Source organism: Micromonospora sp. RTGN7, from assembly GCF_033804645.1.
Classification (GTDB): domain Bacteria; phylum Actinomycetota; class Actinomycetes; order Mycobacteriales; family Micromonosporaceae; genus Micromonospora.
This window is the reverse complement of the sequence record NZ_JAPZLF010000028.1, coordinates 1-14,930: the sequence shown is the minus strand read 5'-3', so window position 1 is coordinate 14,930 and position 14,930 is coordinate 1. Positions and strand designations below refer to the sequence as shown.

The 14,930-nt window shown below is 72.2% G+C and carries 20 protein-coding genes; 7 read left to right on the top strand and 13 right to left on the bottom strand.

The window, feature by feature from the left end; all coding sequences use genetic code 11:
* Window positions 1-17: 17 nt before the first annotated feature.
* From SNR22_RS27110 to SNR22_RS27095, 4 genes are all read right to left on the bottom strand, one after another.
* Window positions 18-905 carry an alpha/beta hydrolase gene (locus tag SNR22_RS27110; RefSeq protein WP_320069502.1) on the bottom strand — a complete coding sequence of 296 codons (888 nt, stop codon included), beginning with the start codon at window positions 903-905 and terminating at the stop codon, window positions 18-20.
* Entirely contained in the window at window positions 902-1,216 is a 315-nt protein-coding gene (locus tag SNR22_RS27105) for a DUF2516 family protein (RefSeq protein WP_320069501.1), read from the bottom strand. Before SNR22_RS27105 ends, SNR22_RS27110 begins: the two co-directional genes overlap by 4 nt.
* An 81-nt stretch (window positions 1,217-1,297) precedes the next feature.
* Window positions 1,298-2,080: a hypothetical protein gene (locus SNR22_RS27100; RefSeq protein WP_320069500.1), complete on the bottom strand. Its 783-nt coding sequence runs from the start codon at window positions 2,078-2,080 to the stop codon at window positions 1,298-1,300.
* A complete protein-coding gene (locus SNR22_RS27095; RefSeq protein ID WP_320069499.1) occupies window positions 2,077-2,727 on the bottom strand; it encodes a helix-turn-helix transcriptional regulator in 651 nt (216 codons plus the stop codon). Before SNR22_RS27095 ends, SNR22_RS27100 begins: the two co-directional genes overlap by 4 nt.
* 113 nt (window positions 2,728-2,840) lie before the next feature.
* Between SNR22_RS27095 and SNR22_RS27090 the strand changes: the two genes are divergently transcribed.
* Entirely contained in the window at window positions 2,841-3,638 is a 798-nt protein-coding gene (locus SNR22_RS27090) for an alpha/beta hydrolase (protein ID WP_320069498.1), read from the top strand.
* A gap of 15 nt (window positions 3,639-3,653) precedes the next feature.
* Here SNR22_RS27090 and SNR22_RS27085 read toward each other — a convergent pair whose 3' ends face one another.
* The 6 genes from SNR22_RS27085 to mtfM form a co-directional block, all read right to left on the bottom strand.
* Entirely contained in the window at window positions 3,654-4,613 is a 960-nt protein-coding gene (locus SNR22_RS27085) for an asparaginase (protein ID WP_320069497.1), read from the bottom strand.
* On the bottom strand, window positions 4,610-5,467 hold the full coding sequence (locus SNR22_RS27080; RefSeq protein WP_320069496.1) for a 3-keto-5-aminohexanoate cleavage protein: 858 nt from the start codon (window positions 5,465-5,467) through the stop codon (window positions 4,610-4,612). The genes SNR22_RS27085 and SNR22_RS27080 overlap by 4 nt, the downstream gene beginning before the upstream one ends.
* 56 nt (window positions 5,468-5,523) lie before the next feature.
* Window positions 5,524-6,636, bottom strand: coding sequence for a folate-binding protein (locus SNR22_RS27075; protein ID WP_320069495.1), 1,113 nt, complete (start codon window positions 6,634-6,636; stop codon window positions 5,524-5,526).
* A complete protein-coding gene (locus SNR22_RS27070; protein WP_320069494.1) occupies window positions 6,633-7,061 on the bottom strand; it encodes a Fur family transcriptional regulator in 429 nt (142 codons plus the stop codon). The genes SNR22_RS27075 and SNR22_RS27070 overlap by 4 nt, the downstream gene beginning before the upstream one ends.
* 19 nt (window positions 7,062-7,080) lie before the next feature.
* Complete coding sequence (locus SNR22_RS27065; RefSeq protein ID WP_320069493.1) at window positions 7,081-7,671, bottom strand: FABP family protein; 591 nt, start codon at window positions 7,669-7,671, stop codon at window positions 7,081-7,083.
* Window positions 7,672-7,785: 114 nt separating this feature from the next.
* Window positions 7,786-7,890 carry a small membrane protein MtfM gene (mtfM, locus tag SNR22_RS27060; RefSeq protein WP_036376929.1) on the bottom strand — a complete coding sequence of 35 codons (105 nt, stop codon included), beginning with the start codon at window positions 7,888-7,890 and terminating at the stop codon, window positions 7,786-7,788.
* Window positions 7,891-7,913: 23 nt separating this feature from the next.
* On the opposite strand from mtfM, the gene SNR22_RS27055 reads away from it, so the two are divergent.
* The 3 genes from SNR22_RS27055 (at window position 7,914) to SNR22_RS27045 (ending at window position 10,808) form a co-directional block, all read left to right on the top strand.
* On the top strand, window positions 7,914-8,276 hold the full coding sequence (locus tag SNR22_RS27055) for a DsrE family protein (protein WP_320069492.1): 363 nt from the start codon (window positions 7,914-7,916) through the stop codon (window positions 8,274-8,276).
* A 94-nt stretch (window positions 8,277-8,370) separates the two neighbouring features.
* Window positions 8,371-8,751 (top strand): SCP2 sterol-binding domain-containing protein, encoded by a 381-nt coding sequence (locus SNR22_RS27050; RefSeq protein ID WP_320069491.1) that lies wholly within the window; start codon window positions 8,371-8,373, stop codon window positions 8,749-8,751.
* A complete protein-coding gene (locus SNR22_RS27045; RefSeq protein WP_320069490.1) occupies window positions 8,748-10,808 on the top strand; it encodes a glycogen debranching N-terminal domain-containing protein in 2,061 nt (686 codons plus the stop codon). The genes SNR22_RS27050 and SNR22_RS27045 overlap by 4 nt, the downstream gene beginning before the upstream one ends.
* Before the next feature lie 164 nt (window positions 10,809-10,972).
* On the opposite strand, the gene SNR22_RS27040 is transcribed toward SNR22_RS27045, so the two are convergent.
* From SNR22_RS27040 to SNR22_RS27030, 3 genes are all read right to left on the bottom strand, one after another.
* Window positions 10,973-11,818, bottom strand: a complete 846-nt coding sequence (locus SNR22_RS27040) for a hypothetical protein (RefSeq protein ID WP_320069489.1) — start codon at window positions 11,816-11,818, stop codon at window positions 10,973-10,975.
* A 202-nt stretch (window positions 11,819-12,020) separates the two neighbouring features.
* Window positions 12,021-12,689, bottom strand: coding sequence for a hypothetical protein (locus SNR22_RS27035; protein WP_320069488.1), 669 nt, complete (start codon window positions 12,687-12,689; stop codon window positions 12,021-12,023).
* Window positions 12,690-12,735: 46 nt separating this feature from the next.
* The gene (locus tag SNR22_RS27030; RefSeq protein WP_320069487.1) at window positions 12,736-13,269 is read right to left on the bottom strand and encodes a SigE family RNA polymerase sigma factor; all 534 of its coding nucleotides are present in this window, start codon (window positions 13,267-13,269) and stop codon (window positions 12,736-12,738) included.
* 256 nt (window positions 13,270-13,525) lie between these two features.
* Here SNR22_RS27030 and SNR22_RS27025 point away from each other — a divergent pair, with 256 nt between their 5' ends.
* From SNR22_RS27025 to SNR22_RS27015, 3 genes are all read left to right on the top strand, one after another.
* On the top strand, window positions 13,526-13,903 hold the full coding sequence (locus SNR22_RS27025) for a DUF2089 domain-containing protein (RefSeq protein WP_320069486.1): 378 nt from the start codon (window positions 13,526-13,528) through the stop codon (window positions 13,901-13,903).
* 83 nt (window positions 13,904-13,986) lie between these two features.
* Complete coding sequence (locus SNR22_RS27020; protein ID WP_320069485.1) at window positions 13,987-14,160, top strand: hypothetical protein; 174 nt, start codon at window positions 13,987-13,989, stop codon at window positions 14,158-14,160.
* Between the two features lie 11 nt (window positions 14,161-14,171).
* Window positions 14,172-14,594, top strand: a complete 423-nt coding sequence (locus SNR22_RS27015) for a hypothetical protein (protein ID WP_320069484.1) — start codon at window positions 14,172-14,174, stop codon at window positions 14,592-14,594.
* Window positions 14,595-14,930 lie beyond the last annotated feature (336 nt).

Below are 14,930 nucleotides of genomic sequence, written 5' to 3'. Positions count from 1 at the left end.
CCGTGACACCGGCACCGTCAACCGTTGAGGAACCCGGAGAGGCGCTCCCGCAGGTCGGCGCGCTCCGACCAGAGCACGCCCGGGCGGTCGTACACATGCAGGGTGGCCCGGGGCAGGGCGGCGGCGAGTTGCTCGGCGACCTCGACCGGGTGGAGGTCGTCGCCCGCGCAGGCGATCACCAGGGCGGGGGCGGTCACCGCGGCCAACTCGGCCCGGTCGCCCAGCGGGGCCTGCTCCGACAGGGAGGCCAGCTCCGCCGCGAGGCCGTCGCGGAGGAGCTGGTCCAGCCGTTGTCGTAGGTATGCCCAGCCGGGAGGGGTGTTGCGCACGGCGGGCGGCAGCTCGATCGAGACCACGTCCGCGACGGCCGAGGCATCGCCGCTCTCCACCGCGTCGATCAGGTCGGTGAGGCGGTCCCGGGCCACCTGGCCCCGGGGCCGGTCGAGCGCCGCCGGAAGGAAGAAGACCAGCCGCTCGAAGCGCTCGGGGCTCTCGGTGAGCAGGCGGCAGAGCGCGCCCGCGCCGAGGCTGGCGCCGAAGGCCCGGGTGGCGCCGCTGAGGTCGGCGACGGCCCGCAGGTCACGGGCGAGGTCGAGGTAGCTCCACGGGCCGGGGGGCGCGTCGGAACGGCCATGCCCCCGGAACTGGAAGAAGATCTTGCGGCCGGTGATTCCGCTGCCGAACGGGCGGGTGCTGGCGATGCCGTTGCCCAGCCCGTGCGCGAAAACGGTGACCGGGTCGCCGACGCCGGTGACCAACTGTTCGAGCCGCACCCCGTGCGGGGTGATGACCAGCTCGGTCGCCGGCTCGGGCAGGGCCGGCCGGCCGGTGCGCGGGGCGCCGGGACCCGGGCCCCAGGTCCGCGGCCCGCCGTCCGGCGGCGGTGGCCACCGGAACCCTCTCACCAGGACGACCCCCGACCGTCGCGAAGGTCGCGCAGCCCCACCCGGACGTCGAGCAGGTAGATGAGGGCGGCGGCGATGCCGATCAGCCCGAAGATGTAGGTCGCGCTGGTCAGCACGGTGAGCACCAGGCAGGCCGCGAGGATGGCGATCCAGCCACCCTTGGGCAGCGTGCCGATCGCGGCGAATCCGTCGCCACGCTGGGTGATCGCGTGCACCAGTGCCACCCCCTCGATGACGAGGGCGAACACCAGCAGCAGCATGGTGATCCAGTACTGAATCTCAAAGGCGAAGATCGGCGCGGCGTTGGCCATGCCGCCAAGCTTATGCCGACGACCCCGGATCCGTCCGCAGGGCGGATCCGGGGTCGTGCCGTGCGGCATCGGCGGGGCGGACTACTCGGCGGTCGGCCGGGTGCGCCCGGTGGCCTTCGGCAGCTTGGCCGACGGGCTCTCGGCGGTAGCCTTCGCCGCCTTCGTCGCGGTCGCCTTGGTGGCCCGGGTACGCGGGGTCTTGGCGGCGGCCGGCTTGGCCTCGACGATCTCGGCCACGTCGGCCGGGGTGGGGACCTCGTTCCCGGTCCTCGCCCTGGCCGGCGACTCGGCCGGGGTGGTGGTCAGCTCGGCCTCGGTCGCCACGGTCGGGGTGCCCGCCGGGGTGGCCGTCAGCTCGGCCTTGGTCGCCTCGATGTCGGCGTTTACCGTGTCGGCGGCCTCCAGCACCCCGGCGCCGACCACCCGCTCGCCGCGGGCGACCAGCTCGGCGTATGCGACAAGGGCCCGCTCCTGGGCGGCCTGCGCACCGGCGACGACGACGGCCGCGTTCCGGGTGGCCAGCTCGCGCAGCCGGTCGAGGTCGGTGGCCTCGCGCAGCCGGTTGAGGTCGGTGGCCTCGCGCAGCCGGCCGTCGGTCGCCTCGCGCAGCCGGTTCAGCTCGGCCTGGACGCCCTTGCCGCGCAGCTCGGCGGCGCTCTGGTTGGCCGTGCGCAGCGTCTCGGTGGCCTTCTGGCGCAGTTCGAAGCCGGTCACGACGGCCTTGCCGCCGAGGTCGGCGACGACCCTGCCCCCCAGGTCGCTGACCACCGTGGGCAGCTTGCGCAGCTGCTCCAGCGCCAGGTCGCCGACGCCGGCGGCGGCGTAGATCGGGGCCGGGATGCGGTTGGTCTTCGGCTGGGTCATGACTTCTCCTCCTCGACCGCGTCGGCGGTCTTTTCGTCATCGACCGCGTCGGCGGTCTTCGGGGCCGCCGTCGAGGCGGCCTTCCTCTCGGGGGTGCTGCTGGGCGGGGCGGGTGCCCGACCGGCCTCGGTGACGGCGACCGACTCCAGGACCGCCTCGGTCGGGGTGCCCTCCGGCGTGGTCGGCCCGGTCGCGGCCGGGGCCACCGTGGCGGGGGCCGCCGGCGCGGTGGCCGGCGTGGACGCGGCCGGGGCACCGGCCCCACCGGGGGCGGTGGCCGGGGCCGAGCCGGCGGTGGGCTCGGCCAGCCGGGCGTTCTCCCGACGGAACGTCTCGTAGATCTGGGTGAGGGACTGCTTCTGCGCCATCGTCAGATCGGGGTCGATCGCGATGGCGGCGAGCACGCCCTGCCCCTCCTTGTCGTCGAGCAGGCCGGCGCGCAGGTACATCGCCGGGGTGGAGACCCGCAACGCGCTGGCGAGCTGCTGGAGCACCTCCGCGCTGGGCTTGCGCAGGCCGCGCTCGATCTGGCTGAGGTACGGGTTGCTGACACCCGCCTGCTCGGCGAGCTGTCGCAACGAGATCTTCGCGTTGCGGCGCAGATCGCGGATGAACCCGCCGACATCGGGAAGCTCTGAGCTGGCCATGCCCCCACGCTAACCACCACTGCTAGCTGCTGCAAGCAAAACGCTAGCCCGAGTTAGCAAGGTCTCAGAAGCCGGGTTGCGCAGGGACTGTCCGGTCTGTACCTTTCCCGGTCGTGACCAAGATCGAGATCAACGGCGCGAACCTCGCATACGACGACACCGGCAGCGGGACCCCGGTCGTGCTGCTGCACGCCGGCATCGCCGACCGGCGGATGTGGCGGGAGCAGATCCCCGCCCTGGCCGCCCAGCACCGGGTGATCGCCGTGGACCTGCGCGGCTACGGCGACTCCGAGCTACCCGCAGCCCCCTTCGCCCACCACGACGACGTGATCGGACTGCTGGACGCGCTGGCGGTGCCCCGAGGCGCGCTGGTCGGCTGTTCGTTCGGCGGGGCGGTGGCGATCGACACCGCCCTGACACACCCGGATCGGGTCAGCGCGCTGGCCCTGTTCGGCACGGCGGTCGGCGGCAACGAGTGGTCCGAGGAGGCCAACGACCTCTGGGACGACCTGGTCGGCGACACCGATCCGCAGGACTTCGCGGCCAGTGCGGCCGGCGAGGTGCGGTTCTGGGTGGTCGGCCCGGGCCGCCGCCCGGAGGACGTCGACCCGGAGCTGATCCGGTTCGCCGATGAGATGGACCGGCGGGCCCTCGCCGCCGAACGGGCGCTGAGCGCCGTGGACGTGGCCGAACTCGACCCGCCCGCGATCGAGCGGCTCGGCGAGCTGCGCATACCGGTGCTGGTGACCGCCGGGGCGGCCGACGTGCCCGACATCGGCCGGCTCGCCGACCGGATCGCCGCCGAGGTCCCCGGCGCGGTGCGGCTGCCCGACGTCCCGGACGCCGGCCACCTGCTTCCCCTGGAACGCCCCGACGCCGTCAACTCCGCCCTGCTCGACTTCCTCCGGTGACCGTCACGGTCACGGTCACCAGAGGGGGCGGACCGCCCCGACCGGGACCCCGCCGCCGAGCAGCGGCGGCGCGGCGTACTCGTCGAGGACCGGCCCCCGGGCGCCCAGCCGGCGCAGCGCGGAGACCAGGACGGGCATCCGGGCCCGGGTGGCCCCGTCGTCGATCTTCACGGCGACCGCGCCCACCCCCGGCAACGCGGCGGCGATCACTCCCTCCGCGCCGATCTTGGCGAGCGCGCCGGGAAGGCCGCGCATCAGCCGGCTGTCCTCGGCCCAGGTGCCGCCCACGATCTCCGGGTACGCCCGCATGGCGTCCGCGACCGTGCGCCCCGGCGAGCCGGGCTCGCCGGAGACCAGCCGCAGGTACGCCCGGGCCAGCCCGGTCAGCGAGACGGCGAGCACGGGGGCGCCGCAGCCGTCCACCCCGACGGCCGCCACGGGCTCGCCGGTGAACTCCTCGACGGCCTCCCGCAGCCGCTGCTGCAACGGGTGGTCCGGTCGCCAGTACCCGTCCCGGGACCAACCGGCGGCCAGGCAGGTGAGCACCATGCCGGTGTGCTTGCCGGAGCAGTTCATCCGGGCCCGGGTGGGCCCGCCGCCGGCGCGCAGCACGGCCGCTCGGGCCAGCTCGTCCATCGGCAGGTCGGGCGGGCACCCGAGGGCGGACTCGTCCAGCCCGGCGGCGGCCAGCAGCGCCCCCACCCGGGCCAGGTGGAACTCCTCCCCCGCGTGACTGGCCGACACCAGGGCCACGTCGGCGGGGTCGGCCAGCGACAGCCCGGCGCGGAGCATGCCGACGGCCTGCAACGGCTTGCTGGCCGAGCGGGGGAAGACCGGGGAGGTAACGTCACCGGCGGCGTCCACCTGCACGCCGGCCGCGTCGAGCACCACCACCGAGCCGCGGTGCAGCCCCTCCACGAAGCCCGAGCGGACCACCTCGGCGAGCGGCACGCCGCCCTCGTACGTCTTGCTCACGAAGTGGACGGTACCGGCGAGCGGGAGCCGATTCCGAGCAGATCGCGGGCCTCGGCCGTGGTGAGCGGGGGCCGCTGGGCGAGCTGGGCGAAGCTCACCGCCCGCGCCACCAGCTGCATGTTCGACTCGACCGGCCGGCCCTTGGCCCACGTGACGGTGTCCTCCATGCCGACCCGCAGATGCCCGCCGGCCGACAGCGAGGCCAGCATTACCGGGATGGTGCTGCGGCCGATTCCGGTGGCCGAGAACGTGGTGCCCTCCGGCAGGTCGCGCAGCGCCTGGTGGGCGGCGACCAGCGCGTGCGGGGTGCCCGGCATGCCCCCCGGGACCCCCATCACGAAGTCGACGTGCACGTGCCCGCCGTGCGGCAGGCCGTATTTGCCGAGCAGCCGCGCAAGGGCCGTGAGGTGGCCGAGGTCGAAGATCTCGTACTCGGGCACGATCCCGCGCTCCTGCATCCGGGTGTGCAGGTCGACGATGAACTCCCAGCGGTTGAGGAAGACGTCGTCGCCGAAGTTGAGCGTCCCCATGGTGCAGGAGGCCATGTCCGGGGCGGCGTCCAGCACGGCCAGCCGGTCGGCCTCGGGGTCGGTCACCGCCCCGCCGGAGGAGAGCTGCACGATCAGGTCGGTGCCCTCCCGCAGCGCCGCTACGGTCTCCCGCAGCCGCCCCTGGTCCAGCGTCGGCCTCGCCCCGGCGTCGCGGATGTGGACGTGGATCACGGCGGCGCCGAGCGCCTCGCACTCCTTGGCGGTCAGCAGCAGCTCGTCGAGGGTCACCGGCAGCGCCGGGACCTCCGTCTTCGCCGACTCCGCGCCGGTGGGGGCAACCGTGATCAACGTTCCTGTGGTCATGCCGGCGATCCTAGACGCCCCACCCGGGCAGGGCGACCGCTGGACTGAACGCCGGTTCAGGCCGGGTCGATAGCGGCGGCGGACTCACCGACCAGGAGGCGGGCGTCGTCGGGCACGTTGCGCTTGACCACCGCGAGGGCGACCTGACCCAGCTCGTGGTGGTGCACGGCGGTGCCGACGAAACCAACCGCCCGGCCGTCCAGGGTCACCGGCGTGCCGGCGGCCGGCGGCTGGTCGGTGGTCACCCCGTCCAGGTGCAGCAGTACGAGGCGACGCGGCGGCCTCCCCATGTTGTGCACCCGGGCCACCGTCTCCTGGCCCCGGTAGCAGCCCTTGTCCAGGTGCACCGCCGGGGCGATCAGGTCCACCTCGGCCGGGATGGTCCGGTGGTCGGTGTCCACCCCGGCCCGGGGACGCCGGGCGGCCACCCGGATCGCCTCGTACGCCCACAGCCCGGCCACCGGCACCCCGGCCCCACGCAGCTCGGCGACCACCTGGTCCATCGCCGCCCGGGGCACCAGCAGGTCCACGCCGAGCGGGCCCCGACGGGCCCAGCCGCCGATCGGCAGCGGCGCGACGGCGTACCGGACGGTGGGCCGCGCCGGCAGTTCGCCGGAGCGGAACTTCGGGCCCGGCACCGCGACCGCGTCGGGCTCGGCCAACCCGATCACGCCCAGCGTGCCGAGCGCGCCGGTCGCCTCCGGGCCGACCAGGGAGAGCAGGGCGTGCTCGGCGGTGGCGTCACGCGGCTCGACCTTGCTGAAGAACCGCATCTTCTCCAGGTACGTCAGGAGGCCGCCGGTGGCACCCGGCTCGGTGTCCAGCCAGGTGGTCGAGCCGTCCTCGGCGACCATGGCGTGCTGCTCGACGTGCCCGTGCGGGGAGAGCACCAGCAACTCGGTGCCCTCACCGGCGGTCAGCGTGGCCAGGTGCTGGGTGGTCACGGTATGCAGCCAGCCGATCCGCTCCTCGCCGGGCACCGCGACGATCCCCCGGTGCGACCGGTCGACCAGTCCGACCGCGGTGTCGAGGGTGCGCTGCTCCCGCATCGGGTCGCCGTAGTGGGCGGCGACTCCCCGCACCCCGGCCGCACGGTGCGCCGGCTCCGGCTGGTCCCGCGTCTGCTCGTCAATGGCCTCGGCGGCGATCGCGCCCGCAATGTCGATCATTTCAGCTTCCCGTCCTCGCAACGGCCGCAGACGCCGAAGAGCGCCACGTGCCCGATGTCCACCCGGAAACCCCGCTCGCCGGCCAACCGGTCGGCGAGCGGCCGGAACAGCTCCGGGTCGATCTCGTCGATCGCGCCGCACCCACGGCAGACCAGGTGGACGTGCTGGTGCTCGCCGGCCGTGTGGTAGGTGGGTGAGCCGTGCGACAGGTGGGTGTGGGTCACCAGGCCGAGGCGTTCCAACAACTCCAGCGTCCGGTAGATGGTAGTGATGTTGACGCCGGCGGCCACCTCACGAACCGCGCCATGCACCTGCTCCGGTGTGGCGTGGCCAAGGTCCAGCACCGCCTGGAGGATCAACTGCCGTTGCGCCGTGAGCCGTAGCCCACGGGCGCGGAGCACTTCCGCGAGGGAGGATTCGGACACCGTCCGATCATAGGCGGGGTCAGCCGGCCACGCGGATGAGGCGGGCGGAGAGGTGCGGGGTCAGGGGCTGGCCGACCGCGGCCATGTCCTGCGCGTACAGCAGGGCACCCTCGACGATGCCGAAGAGGCGGCTCCCGGCGGTGACCTCCTTGGCCGTGGAGGTGCGGACCACGGCGTCGGTGACAAACTCCAACTGGGTGCCCTTGCGCTTGCCGACGTGCAGCTCCATCACGCCCGTCGGCACCGACATCAGGGCCTCCAGTTCGTCGGTGGCCCGGCCGTCGTCCAGCACCGGCCGCCACCAGCCCACCTCACGGCCGCCGGGTCGCACCGGCCGGCTCTCCTCGTCGAGGATCCACGCCCGCGACTCGTAGAACAGGAACGGCCGGCCGTCGTGGCTGATCCGGATCTCCTGGGCGAAGTCGAAGTCCTCGATGGTCGGAAAGCCGCCCCGGCCCCGCCCCCGCCACACCCCGACGTAGGGCAGCAGGCCGTCCAGCGCGGGGTGCAGCTTCGGGCCCACCCGCAGGTCGTGACTCTCCTCGTACGGGTACGGGTCGACCGGGGGCGCATTCAGCCACGGCGGCTGAAGGGGATTCTCGGCGCTCACCAGGCCACCCTCGTTCGCGACTGCGGGGCTCGCAAAACCGGCTCACTCCTCGCGCTCACCAGGCCACCTTCGTTCGCGACTGCGGGGCTCGCAAAACCGGCTCACTCCTCGCGCTCACCAGCGTCCTCTCGACATGCGTACGGCAAGGTAGACCAGGCCACCGGCGAGCGCGCCCAGGCCCGCTACGAGCAGGCTGACGAACCCGATCTCGGTAACCATCCGGGCCATCCTATGCTGGCGCCATGGCCCGCACTCTCGTCGTCAAGGTCACCGCCGGCGTCGACGCGCCCGAGCGGTGCGCACAGGCTTTCACCGTCGCCGCCACCGCCACCGCAGCCGGGGTGGACGTCTCGCTCTGGCTGACCGGCGAGTCCACCTGGTTCGCGCTGCCCGGCCGGGCACAGGAGTTCGAGCTGCCGCACTCCGCCCCGCTGGCCGAATTGCTGCACGTGATCCTGACCACCGGCAGGGTCACGGCGTGCACCCAGTGCGCGGCCCGCCGGGACATCGGCCCGGACGACGTACTGCCGGGGGTGCGGATCGCCGGGGCGGCGGTCTTCGTCGAGGAAGCGATGGCCGAGGGAGCGCAGGCGCTGGTCTACTGACCGCCCCCACCGCCCACCGCCGAACACTTCGCCCGTTCTGCGCGGACTGCCGATATCAGCCCGGTTCGTCCGATCACTGCCTACGATTTCCCCTGTGACCGAGGCGACGGAGAGGTTCTTCGAATCACTGCCGGCGCGCGCCCCGGCGGTTCTGCGCGGCCCGCTCAGCGGCATCATCCAGTTCGAACTCTCCGCCGGCGACCGCACCGACAACTGGTGGGTCGAGATGAAACCGGGCTGGGCCCGGGCCACCCGGGACGCCGGCCCGGCCGACGCGACCTGGTACAGCAGCGTCGACCTCTTCGACCGGCTCACCGTCGGGGCGGCGCAGGGAGTCTCCGCGATGCTGCGCAACGAGGGCAGGTTCACGGGCAGCGTCGTGCTCTTCCTCTCCTTCCGCAGGTTCTTCCCCGACCGGCCCGGCACCCGGGACCCCCGGGACGTGGCCCGGGAGCAGGCCGGGCGGCCGGGGTGAGGGAACCGGTCAGCATCCTCGACGGCAACACCTTCCTGGTCAGCGATCGGCAGGGGGACATCGAGCCGTCGGACGACTTCCCTGCCGGGCTGTTCTCGTTCGACACCCGGTTCCTCTCGGCCTGGCTGCTCACCCTGGACGGGGAACGGCTCCACGTGCTCTCCATCGACGATGCCAACTCGTACCGCAACCGGTTCTTCCTGGTGCCGGGCGAGCCGACGCACTACCTCGACGCCAAGGCCTCGGTGATCCGGAGCCGATCCATCGGCGGCGGCTTCACCGAGGAACTGACCGTGCTGAACCACACCGGGCGGGAGGTCGAGTTCACCGTCCGCCTCGACATGGCGGCCGACTTCGCCGACCTGTTCGAGGTCAAACACGTCCGGAGCAAGCAGGGCCGGTCCGTCGCCGCCGTCGGGGAGCGGGAACTGCGGTTCACCTACCGACGGGAGGGCTTCCACCGGGAGACGGTGGTGAGCACCAACGACGAAGGCGCCATCGACGAGACCGGCATGACGTTCCGGATCCGCATCGGCCAGCACGGGGAGTGGACGACCCGGCTACGCGTCGCCGCGGTGATCTATGGCGCCCGGGGCGAGGACATCCGGGCCACCCTGCCGCTCGGCAGCCACCGCTCGGTCGCCGCGATCCAGGCCGAGCAGGACGACCTGCTCGACCGGGCCCCGAAGCTCAGCTGTGACAGCGAGCCGCTGGCCCGGGCGTACCGGCGGAGCCTGAACGACCTCGCGGCCCTGCGCTACGAATCGATCACCCTAGGGGTCCGGCTGGTGGCCGCCGGGCTGCCCTGGTTCATGACCCTGTTCGGACGGGACAGCGTCTTCACCTCGCTCCAGTTGCTGCCGTTCCTGCCGGAGCTGGTACCGCCGACGATCGCCATACTGGCCGGTCTTCAGGGAAGCCGGCTGGACGACTTCCGGGACGAGGAACCCGGCAAGATCCCGCACGAGCTCCGGTACGGCGAGACAGCCGGCTTCGAGGAGCAACCCCACTCCCCGTACTACGGGGCCGCCGACTCGACCCCACTGTTCGTCATCCTGCTCGACGAGTACGAGCGGTGGACCGGGGACGCCACCCTCGTACGGCAGTTGGAGTTCCAGGCCCGGGCGGCGCTGGACTGGCTCGACTCGTACGGCGACCTACTCGGCACGGGGTACATCTGGTACCAGACCCGCAACCCGGAAACGGGGTTGCAGAACCAGTGCTGGAAGGACTCCTGGGACTCGATCTCCTACCGCGACGGCCGGCTGCCCGGCTTCCCCCGGGCCTCCTGCGAAACCCAGGGGTACGCGTACGACGCGAAGCTGCGCGGGGCCCGACTGGCCCGCACGTTCTGGAACGACCCGGCGTACGCCGACCGGCTGGAACGGGAGGCGGCGGCACTCAAGGAGCGGTTCAACCGGGACTTCTGGCTCCCCGACCGCGAGCACTACGCGCTGGCCCTGGACCCGGAGGGCCACCCCGTCGACAGCCTCTCCTCCAACATCGGCCACCTGCTCTGGAGCGGGATCGTCGACGAGTCACGGGCCGGCCGGGTCGCCGAGGACCTGCTCGGGCCGCGGCTCTTCTCCGGCTGGGGGGTACGGACGCTCGCCGACGACCAGAGCCGATACAACCCGATCGGATACCACGTCGGCACGGTCTGGCCCTTCGACAACTCGATCATCGCCTGGGGCCTGTGGCGGTACGGGTTCCGGGAGGAGGCGGGGCGGATCTGCGCGGCGATGCTGGCCGCGTCCCAGCACTTCGCCGGGCGGCTGCCGGAGGCCTTCGCCGGCTACGAGCGCAACCTCACCAACTACCCGGTGCAGTACCCGACCGCGTGCAGCCCGCAGGCCTGGTCGGCCGGCACCCCACTGCTGTTGCTACGGGTGATGCTCGGCCTCGAACCGCAGGGCGAGCATCTGATCATCGACCCGGCGGTACCGGAGGGCATCGGCCGGGTCGAACTGCTCGACATCCCCGGCCGCTGGGGCCACGTCGACGCCCTGGGCCGCAGCCGCACCCCCCAACCCCCCACCCCCAACCCAACCCCCTAACCCAACCCCCCAACCCCAACCCCAACCCCGGCCCCGGCCCCGGCCCGGTGATCATGAAGTTATTGCCACCCAAACCAGGGGTGGATGGCAATAACTTCATGATCACGGAGCCCGGACGGAGGCCCGGACGGGGGTGCGGGGGTGCGGGGGTGGGGTGCAGGGGGTCAGGGGGTGCAGGGGGTGGTGGCGGTTAGGTGGGGGCCGGTCAGGGCGATGGTGACCGTGGCGTGGCGGTAGGCGTACACCTCGGGGGTGTCGAGAAGGACGGTGTCGCCAGCGGCCGGGGTGAGCCCGCGGGGCGGCTCCGCCGGGGCGGGGTCGAGGGTGAGGCGGGCGGTGCGGGCCTGGCGATTCGCGCCGGGGCAGGGCGCGGCGATCTGCTGCGTGGGCGGGGTGGGCGGGTAGCCGAACGTGCGTAGGGCGGCGGCGAGGGCGTCCGCTTCCGGGCCCGCCTGGGCGGCGGGTGCACGGTAGCCGTCGCCGATCGGGCGGCACCCGGTGCGGACGGTCAACCGGATCCGGCCGTCGCCGGCCGGTCGCCCCACCACCAGCACGAACTCCCCCGCGTCGGCGCGCAGCCGAGGGCCCTCGCCGGTGACCCGGACCCCGGCCAGCCAGCCCGCCGGGAGCCGGTCGGCGATCTGGGTGAGCACCGTACGCGGGTCGGCGCCGGGGTCGAGGACCTCCACCCCACGCTCCAACGTCGCGCCGTCGAGCAGGGGGGTCACCCGGCAGCCGTGCTCGATCCGGTCCGGCTCGAGCGCGACGACCCGGTCGCCGGCCGCCGCCACCAGCTCGCCGACCGCCCGGTCGACCACCGGCCCGGCCTGGGTCAGGCTGCGCTGCTCACGGACGGTCGGCCCGTCATCACGTACGGACACCCAGGTCAACGCCGCCAGCAGGAGCGCCCAGAGCACGACGACCACGATCAGCCAGCGCGGCCAGCCATGCGTCGGCTGACTGGGGGGACCACTGGGCGGGGCGTACCCCGTCTGGACAGGACCGGTCACGCGGCCATGGTGTCACGTCGCGTCGTCCCGGCCACGGGGGCCGGTGGCCGCGCCTGTCCGGTGGCCGCGCCGGCCGATCTGGTCGCCCCGCTCCATCTCGTCGGGCGGGGCCGGCAGGCCACGCGTACGCCGGCAGGCAGCTCGCCCGTCGCGCGAGGGCGCGCCGGGCGGGCTACGGATCGGGTGACGGGCTGTGGGGAGCTCAGCCCACCATCGGGCGGGCATCCTTCCCGACGTGTACGCCCCCGGCGAACCGCACGAGCTCCTGCTCGCCCCAGTTGAGGGTCTTCCACACCTGGATCACCAGGTACGCGCCGGAGGGCTGCGCGATGAAGACGGTGCCGGGCCGGTCGTTGCCGGCCATCGTGGCCAGCAGGGCCGGCTTGTCGTTGACGGTCACCTTCTTCGTCGTCACATCCGGCACCCTTTTCTCGAGGGTGATGCCGATCTTTCCGACGAAGGACGCGGGGTCCTGGTCGGCGATGCCCTTCGGGGCGAGCATGAAGGCGGACTCGTCCGAGCCCTGGACCTCCCAGCCTTCGGGCACCTCGTCGACGGTGAACCCGTGGGGCTGCGCGCCGGTGTAGGCCACCAGCCTGGCCGGGGACCGGCTGGTCATCTCGTCGGCTGCCGTTCCGGTGGCGGCCGGCGGCCCGGCGATGTTCGTCGAGACACCGCCGGTGCGTACTCCGGGCACGACAAGCACGGCGGCCAGTACGGCGGCCAGGAGCCCGGCACCACCGACCTGGGCGAGTCGATGCCGGCGCAGGGCACTGTGCCCGCGCTCCAGATCTGCGGTGAGCGTTGCGGCGGACGGCGCGGGGGCCGGGCCGGCGATATCGGTGAAACGGTCGTGCAGGTCGGTGTTCATAGCCTTCTCCTCGGGTGGGTGTTCCGGCGCGGGGCAGGGCCGCGGGTCAGGGATGGATGTTGCCGGGCAGGTAGCTCAACCGGCCGGGGGTGACCTCCAGGGCTTCGCGCAGCCGTTGCAGCCCACGGGCCGTCTGGGTCTTCACCGAGCCCTCACTGCAACCCAGCGCGCCGGCGGTCTCGGCCACGTCCAGGCCGTGGAAGTACCGGAACACCAGGGTGGCCCGCATCCTCGGCGGCAACCGCTTGAGCGCGGTCATCAGTTCGTCGACGCCCTCACGGTCCAGCCCCGACTCGGCTTGCGCGATATCGGGCAGGGCGGCGGTGGAGCGTTCCCGCCGCCACCACGGGCGACGCCGCTCATCGGTCAGCGCGTTGACCATGATTCGGTACACATAGCCGCCCGGATTGCCGGCCCGGCGATACGCCGGCCACTTGACGTAGAGCTTCGTCAGCGTCGTCTGAACCAGGTCCTCGGCCAGATGATGGTCACCGCCGGTGATCAGCCTGGCCGTCCGTACCAGCTCGGCACGCCGGTCCAGCACGAACTTTCCGAACTGCTCGTCTCGTTCGCTTGTCACGTTGCCTCCTTCTCCCTACAGCCCAATGACGGGCCTCGGAGACAAAGGGTTGACGACGGCGGCGATCAGATTTCGGGTCGACTCGACGCCGGCTTCTCCCGGGCACGGCGCCCCCGTCGCCGCCGAGGCCCGCCGCCACGATCCGGACCACCCCGGGCGGGCACTGGCGGCCCCGGGCGCACCACCGGGCCTATTGTTTGAAAAAATTAAGATCAACTTCTTGAAAGTTCAGTTCTAGCCGGGTACAAATTTATATATGGCAGATCAGGCGATGGATTGGCAGGAGCTCACAAACCTGACCCAGGGCCGGCCGTTCGTCGTCGAGCGGGTGCGCCTGACGGGCAGCGGCGTCGCGATCGAGGGCGAGTTCGGCCTACCGCAACTGGCGCAGCTCAACGTCGAGGATCAGGTCTTCGTCACGGCGTTCGTGCGGTGCCACGGTTCCATCAAGGAGATGGAGCGGGTCTTCGGGGTGAGCTACCCGACGATCAAATCGCGACTGAACCGAATCATGCAGATGCTCGACTTCGTCGAGACCGATCCGGCGCCGTCGCGGGCCGACATCATCGATCGGCTGCGGCGCGGCGAGGTCACCGCAGAGCAGGCGTTGTCCGAGCTGGAGGGCCGCACATGATGCCGCAGCTATTGACCGTACGGATCAAACGCCCGGACGGTCGTCCTATCCGAATCTGGGTTCCAGTACTCCCCGTAGTGCTCGTGTTCTTACCGGTCGTAGTCCTGGCCGCGCTGGTGGCGGCCGTGATCTGCCTCGTGTATCGCGTCAACGTGGGGCGCGCACTCGGTGCCGGTTGGCGCGTCATCTCCGCACTGCCCGGCACCCGGGTCGACGTCGAGCAGGGCCGTACGGCTCTGCTGGTAACCATCCGATAGGAGATGTTCCGATGAACGAACAGCGCAAGGCCATCCTCGACATCCTGGCCGAGGGCAAAATCACCGCAGCGGAGGCGGAGCAGCTCATCTCCGCGCTCGAACGGGACCAGCCGGCTGCGACGTCGAGTCTCGACGCCCGGCCGAAGGACAAGATGAAGTATCTGCGGGTGGTGGTGGATGCCCTGGAGAACGGTGAGTCGGCGCGGGTCAACGTGCGGGTGCCGCTGCAACTGCTGCGGGCCGGCGTACGGCTGGCGGCCCTGATCCCGCCGCAGGCACTGGGTCACGCCAACGCCGAACTGAAGAAGTCGGGCATGCCGTTCGACCTGACGCAGCTCAAGCCCGAACAGCTCGAGGCACTCGTGGAGCACCTCGACGAGATGACCGTGGAGGTCGACCAGCCCGATGCCAAAGTGCGTATCTTCTGCGAGTAGACGCTGCCCGGTTGAACGAACCCCGAGGAGGGTGCTGGAACACCCTCCCAAAGCCGCACCCGCCACAGCAGGGCACGAGTTGAACTTCCGACCTGCAGTCCAGCCGCGCGACCAGCCGGGTCGACACCAACACCGGGCGCGGCGAGGTCTGCGTACCGGTAACCGAGACGAACGTTTCGTCAGCCCCCCCCCCCCCCCCCCCCCCCCGGGGCCCCCCCCCCCCCCCCCCCCCCCCCCCGGGGGGGCGCCGGCCCCGGCCCCGGTCTGGGTAGCTGGTTGTTCTGGCCAGCAAACCCCCGTTTGTGTGGCATTAACTTAATGATCACCGAGGCTCAG

What these genes read in the sequence shown, in the direction of transcription:
- SNR22_RS27015 (WP_320069484.1), top strand. Translation starts at nt 14,172, where the DNA reads ATGAACGAACAGCGCAAGGCCATCCTCGACATCCTGGCCGAGGGCAAA.
- SNR22_RS27080 (WP_320069496.1), bottom strand. Translation starts at nt 5,467, where the DNA reads ATGACCACAGGAACGTTGATCACGGTTGCCCCCACCGGCGCGGAGTCG.
- SNR22_RS27095 (WP_320069499.1), bottom strand. Translation starts at nt 2,727, where the DNA reads ATGGCCAGCTCAGAGCTTCCCGATGTCGGCGGGTTCATCCGCGATCTG.
- SNR22_RS27055 (WP_320069492.1), top strand. Translation starts at nt 7,914, where the DNA reads ATGGCCCGCACTCTCGTCGTCAAGGTCACCGCCGGCGTCGACGCGCCC.
- SNR22_RS27035 (WP_320069488.1), bottom strand. Translation starts at nt 12,689, where the DNA reads ATGAACACCGACCTGCACGACCGTTTCACCGATATCGCCGGCCCGGCC.
- mtfM (WP_036376929.1), bottom strand. Translation starts at nt 7,890, where the DNA reads ATGGTTACCGAGATCGGGTTCGTCAGCCTGCTCGTAGCGGGCCTGGGC.
- SNR22_RS27075 (WP_320069495.1), bottom strand. Translation starts at nt 6,636, where the DNA reads ATGATCGACATTGCGGGCGCGATCGCCGCCGAGGCCATTGACGAGCAG.
- SNR22_RS27105 (WP_320069501.1), bottom strand. Translation starts at nt 1,216, where the DNA reads ATGGCCAACGCCGCGCCGATCTTCGCCTTTGAGATTCAGTACTGGATC.
- SNR22_RS27100 (WP_320069500.1), bottom strand. Translation starts at nt 2,080, where the DNA reads ATGACCCAGCCGAAGACCAACCGCATCCCGGCCCCGATCTACGCCGCC.
- SNR22_RS27025 (WP_320069486.1), top strand. Translation starts at nt 13,526, where the DNA reads ATGGCAGATCAGGCGATGGATTGGCAGGAGCTCACAAACCTGACCCAG.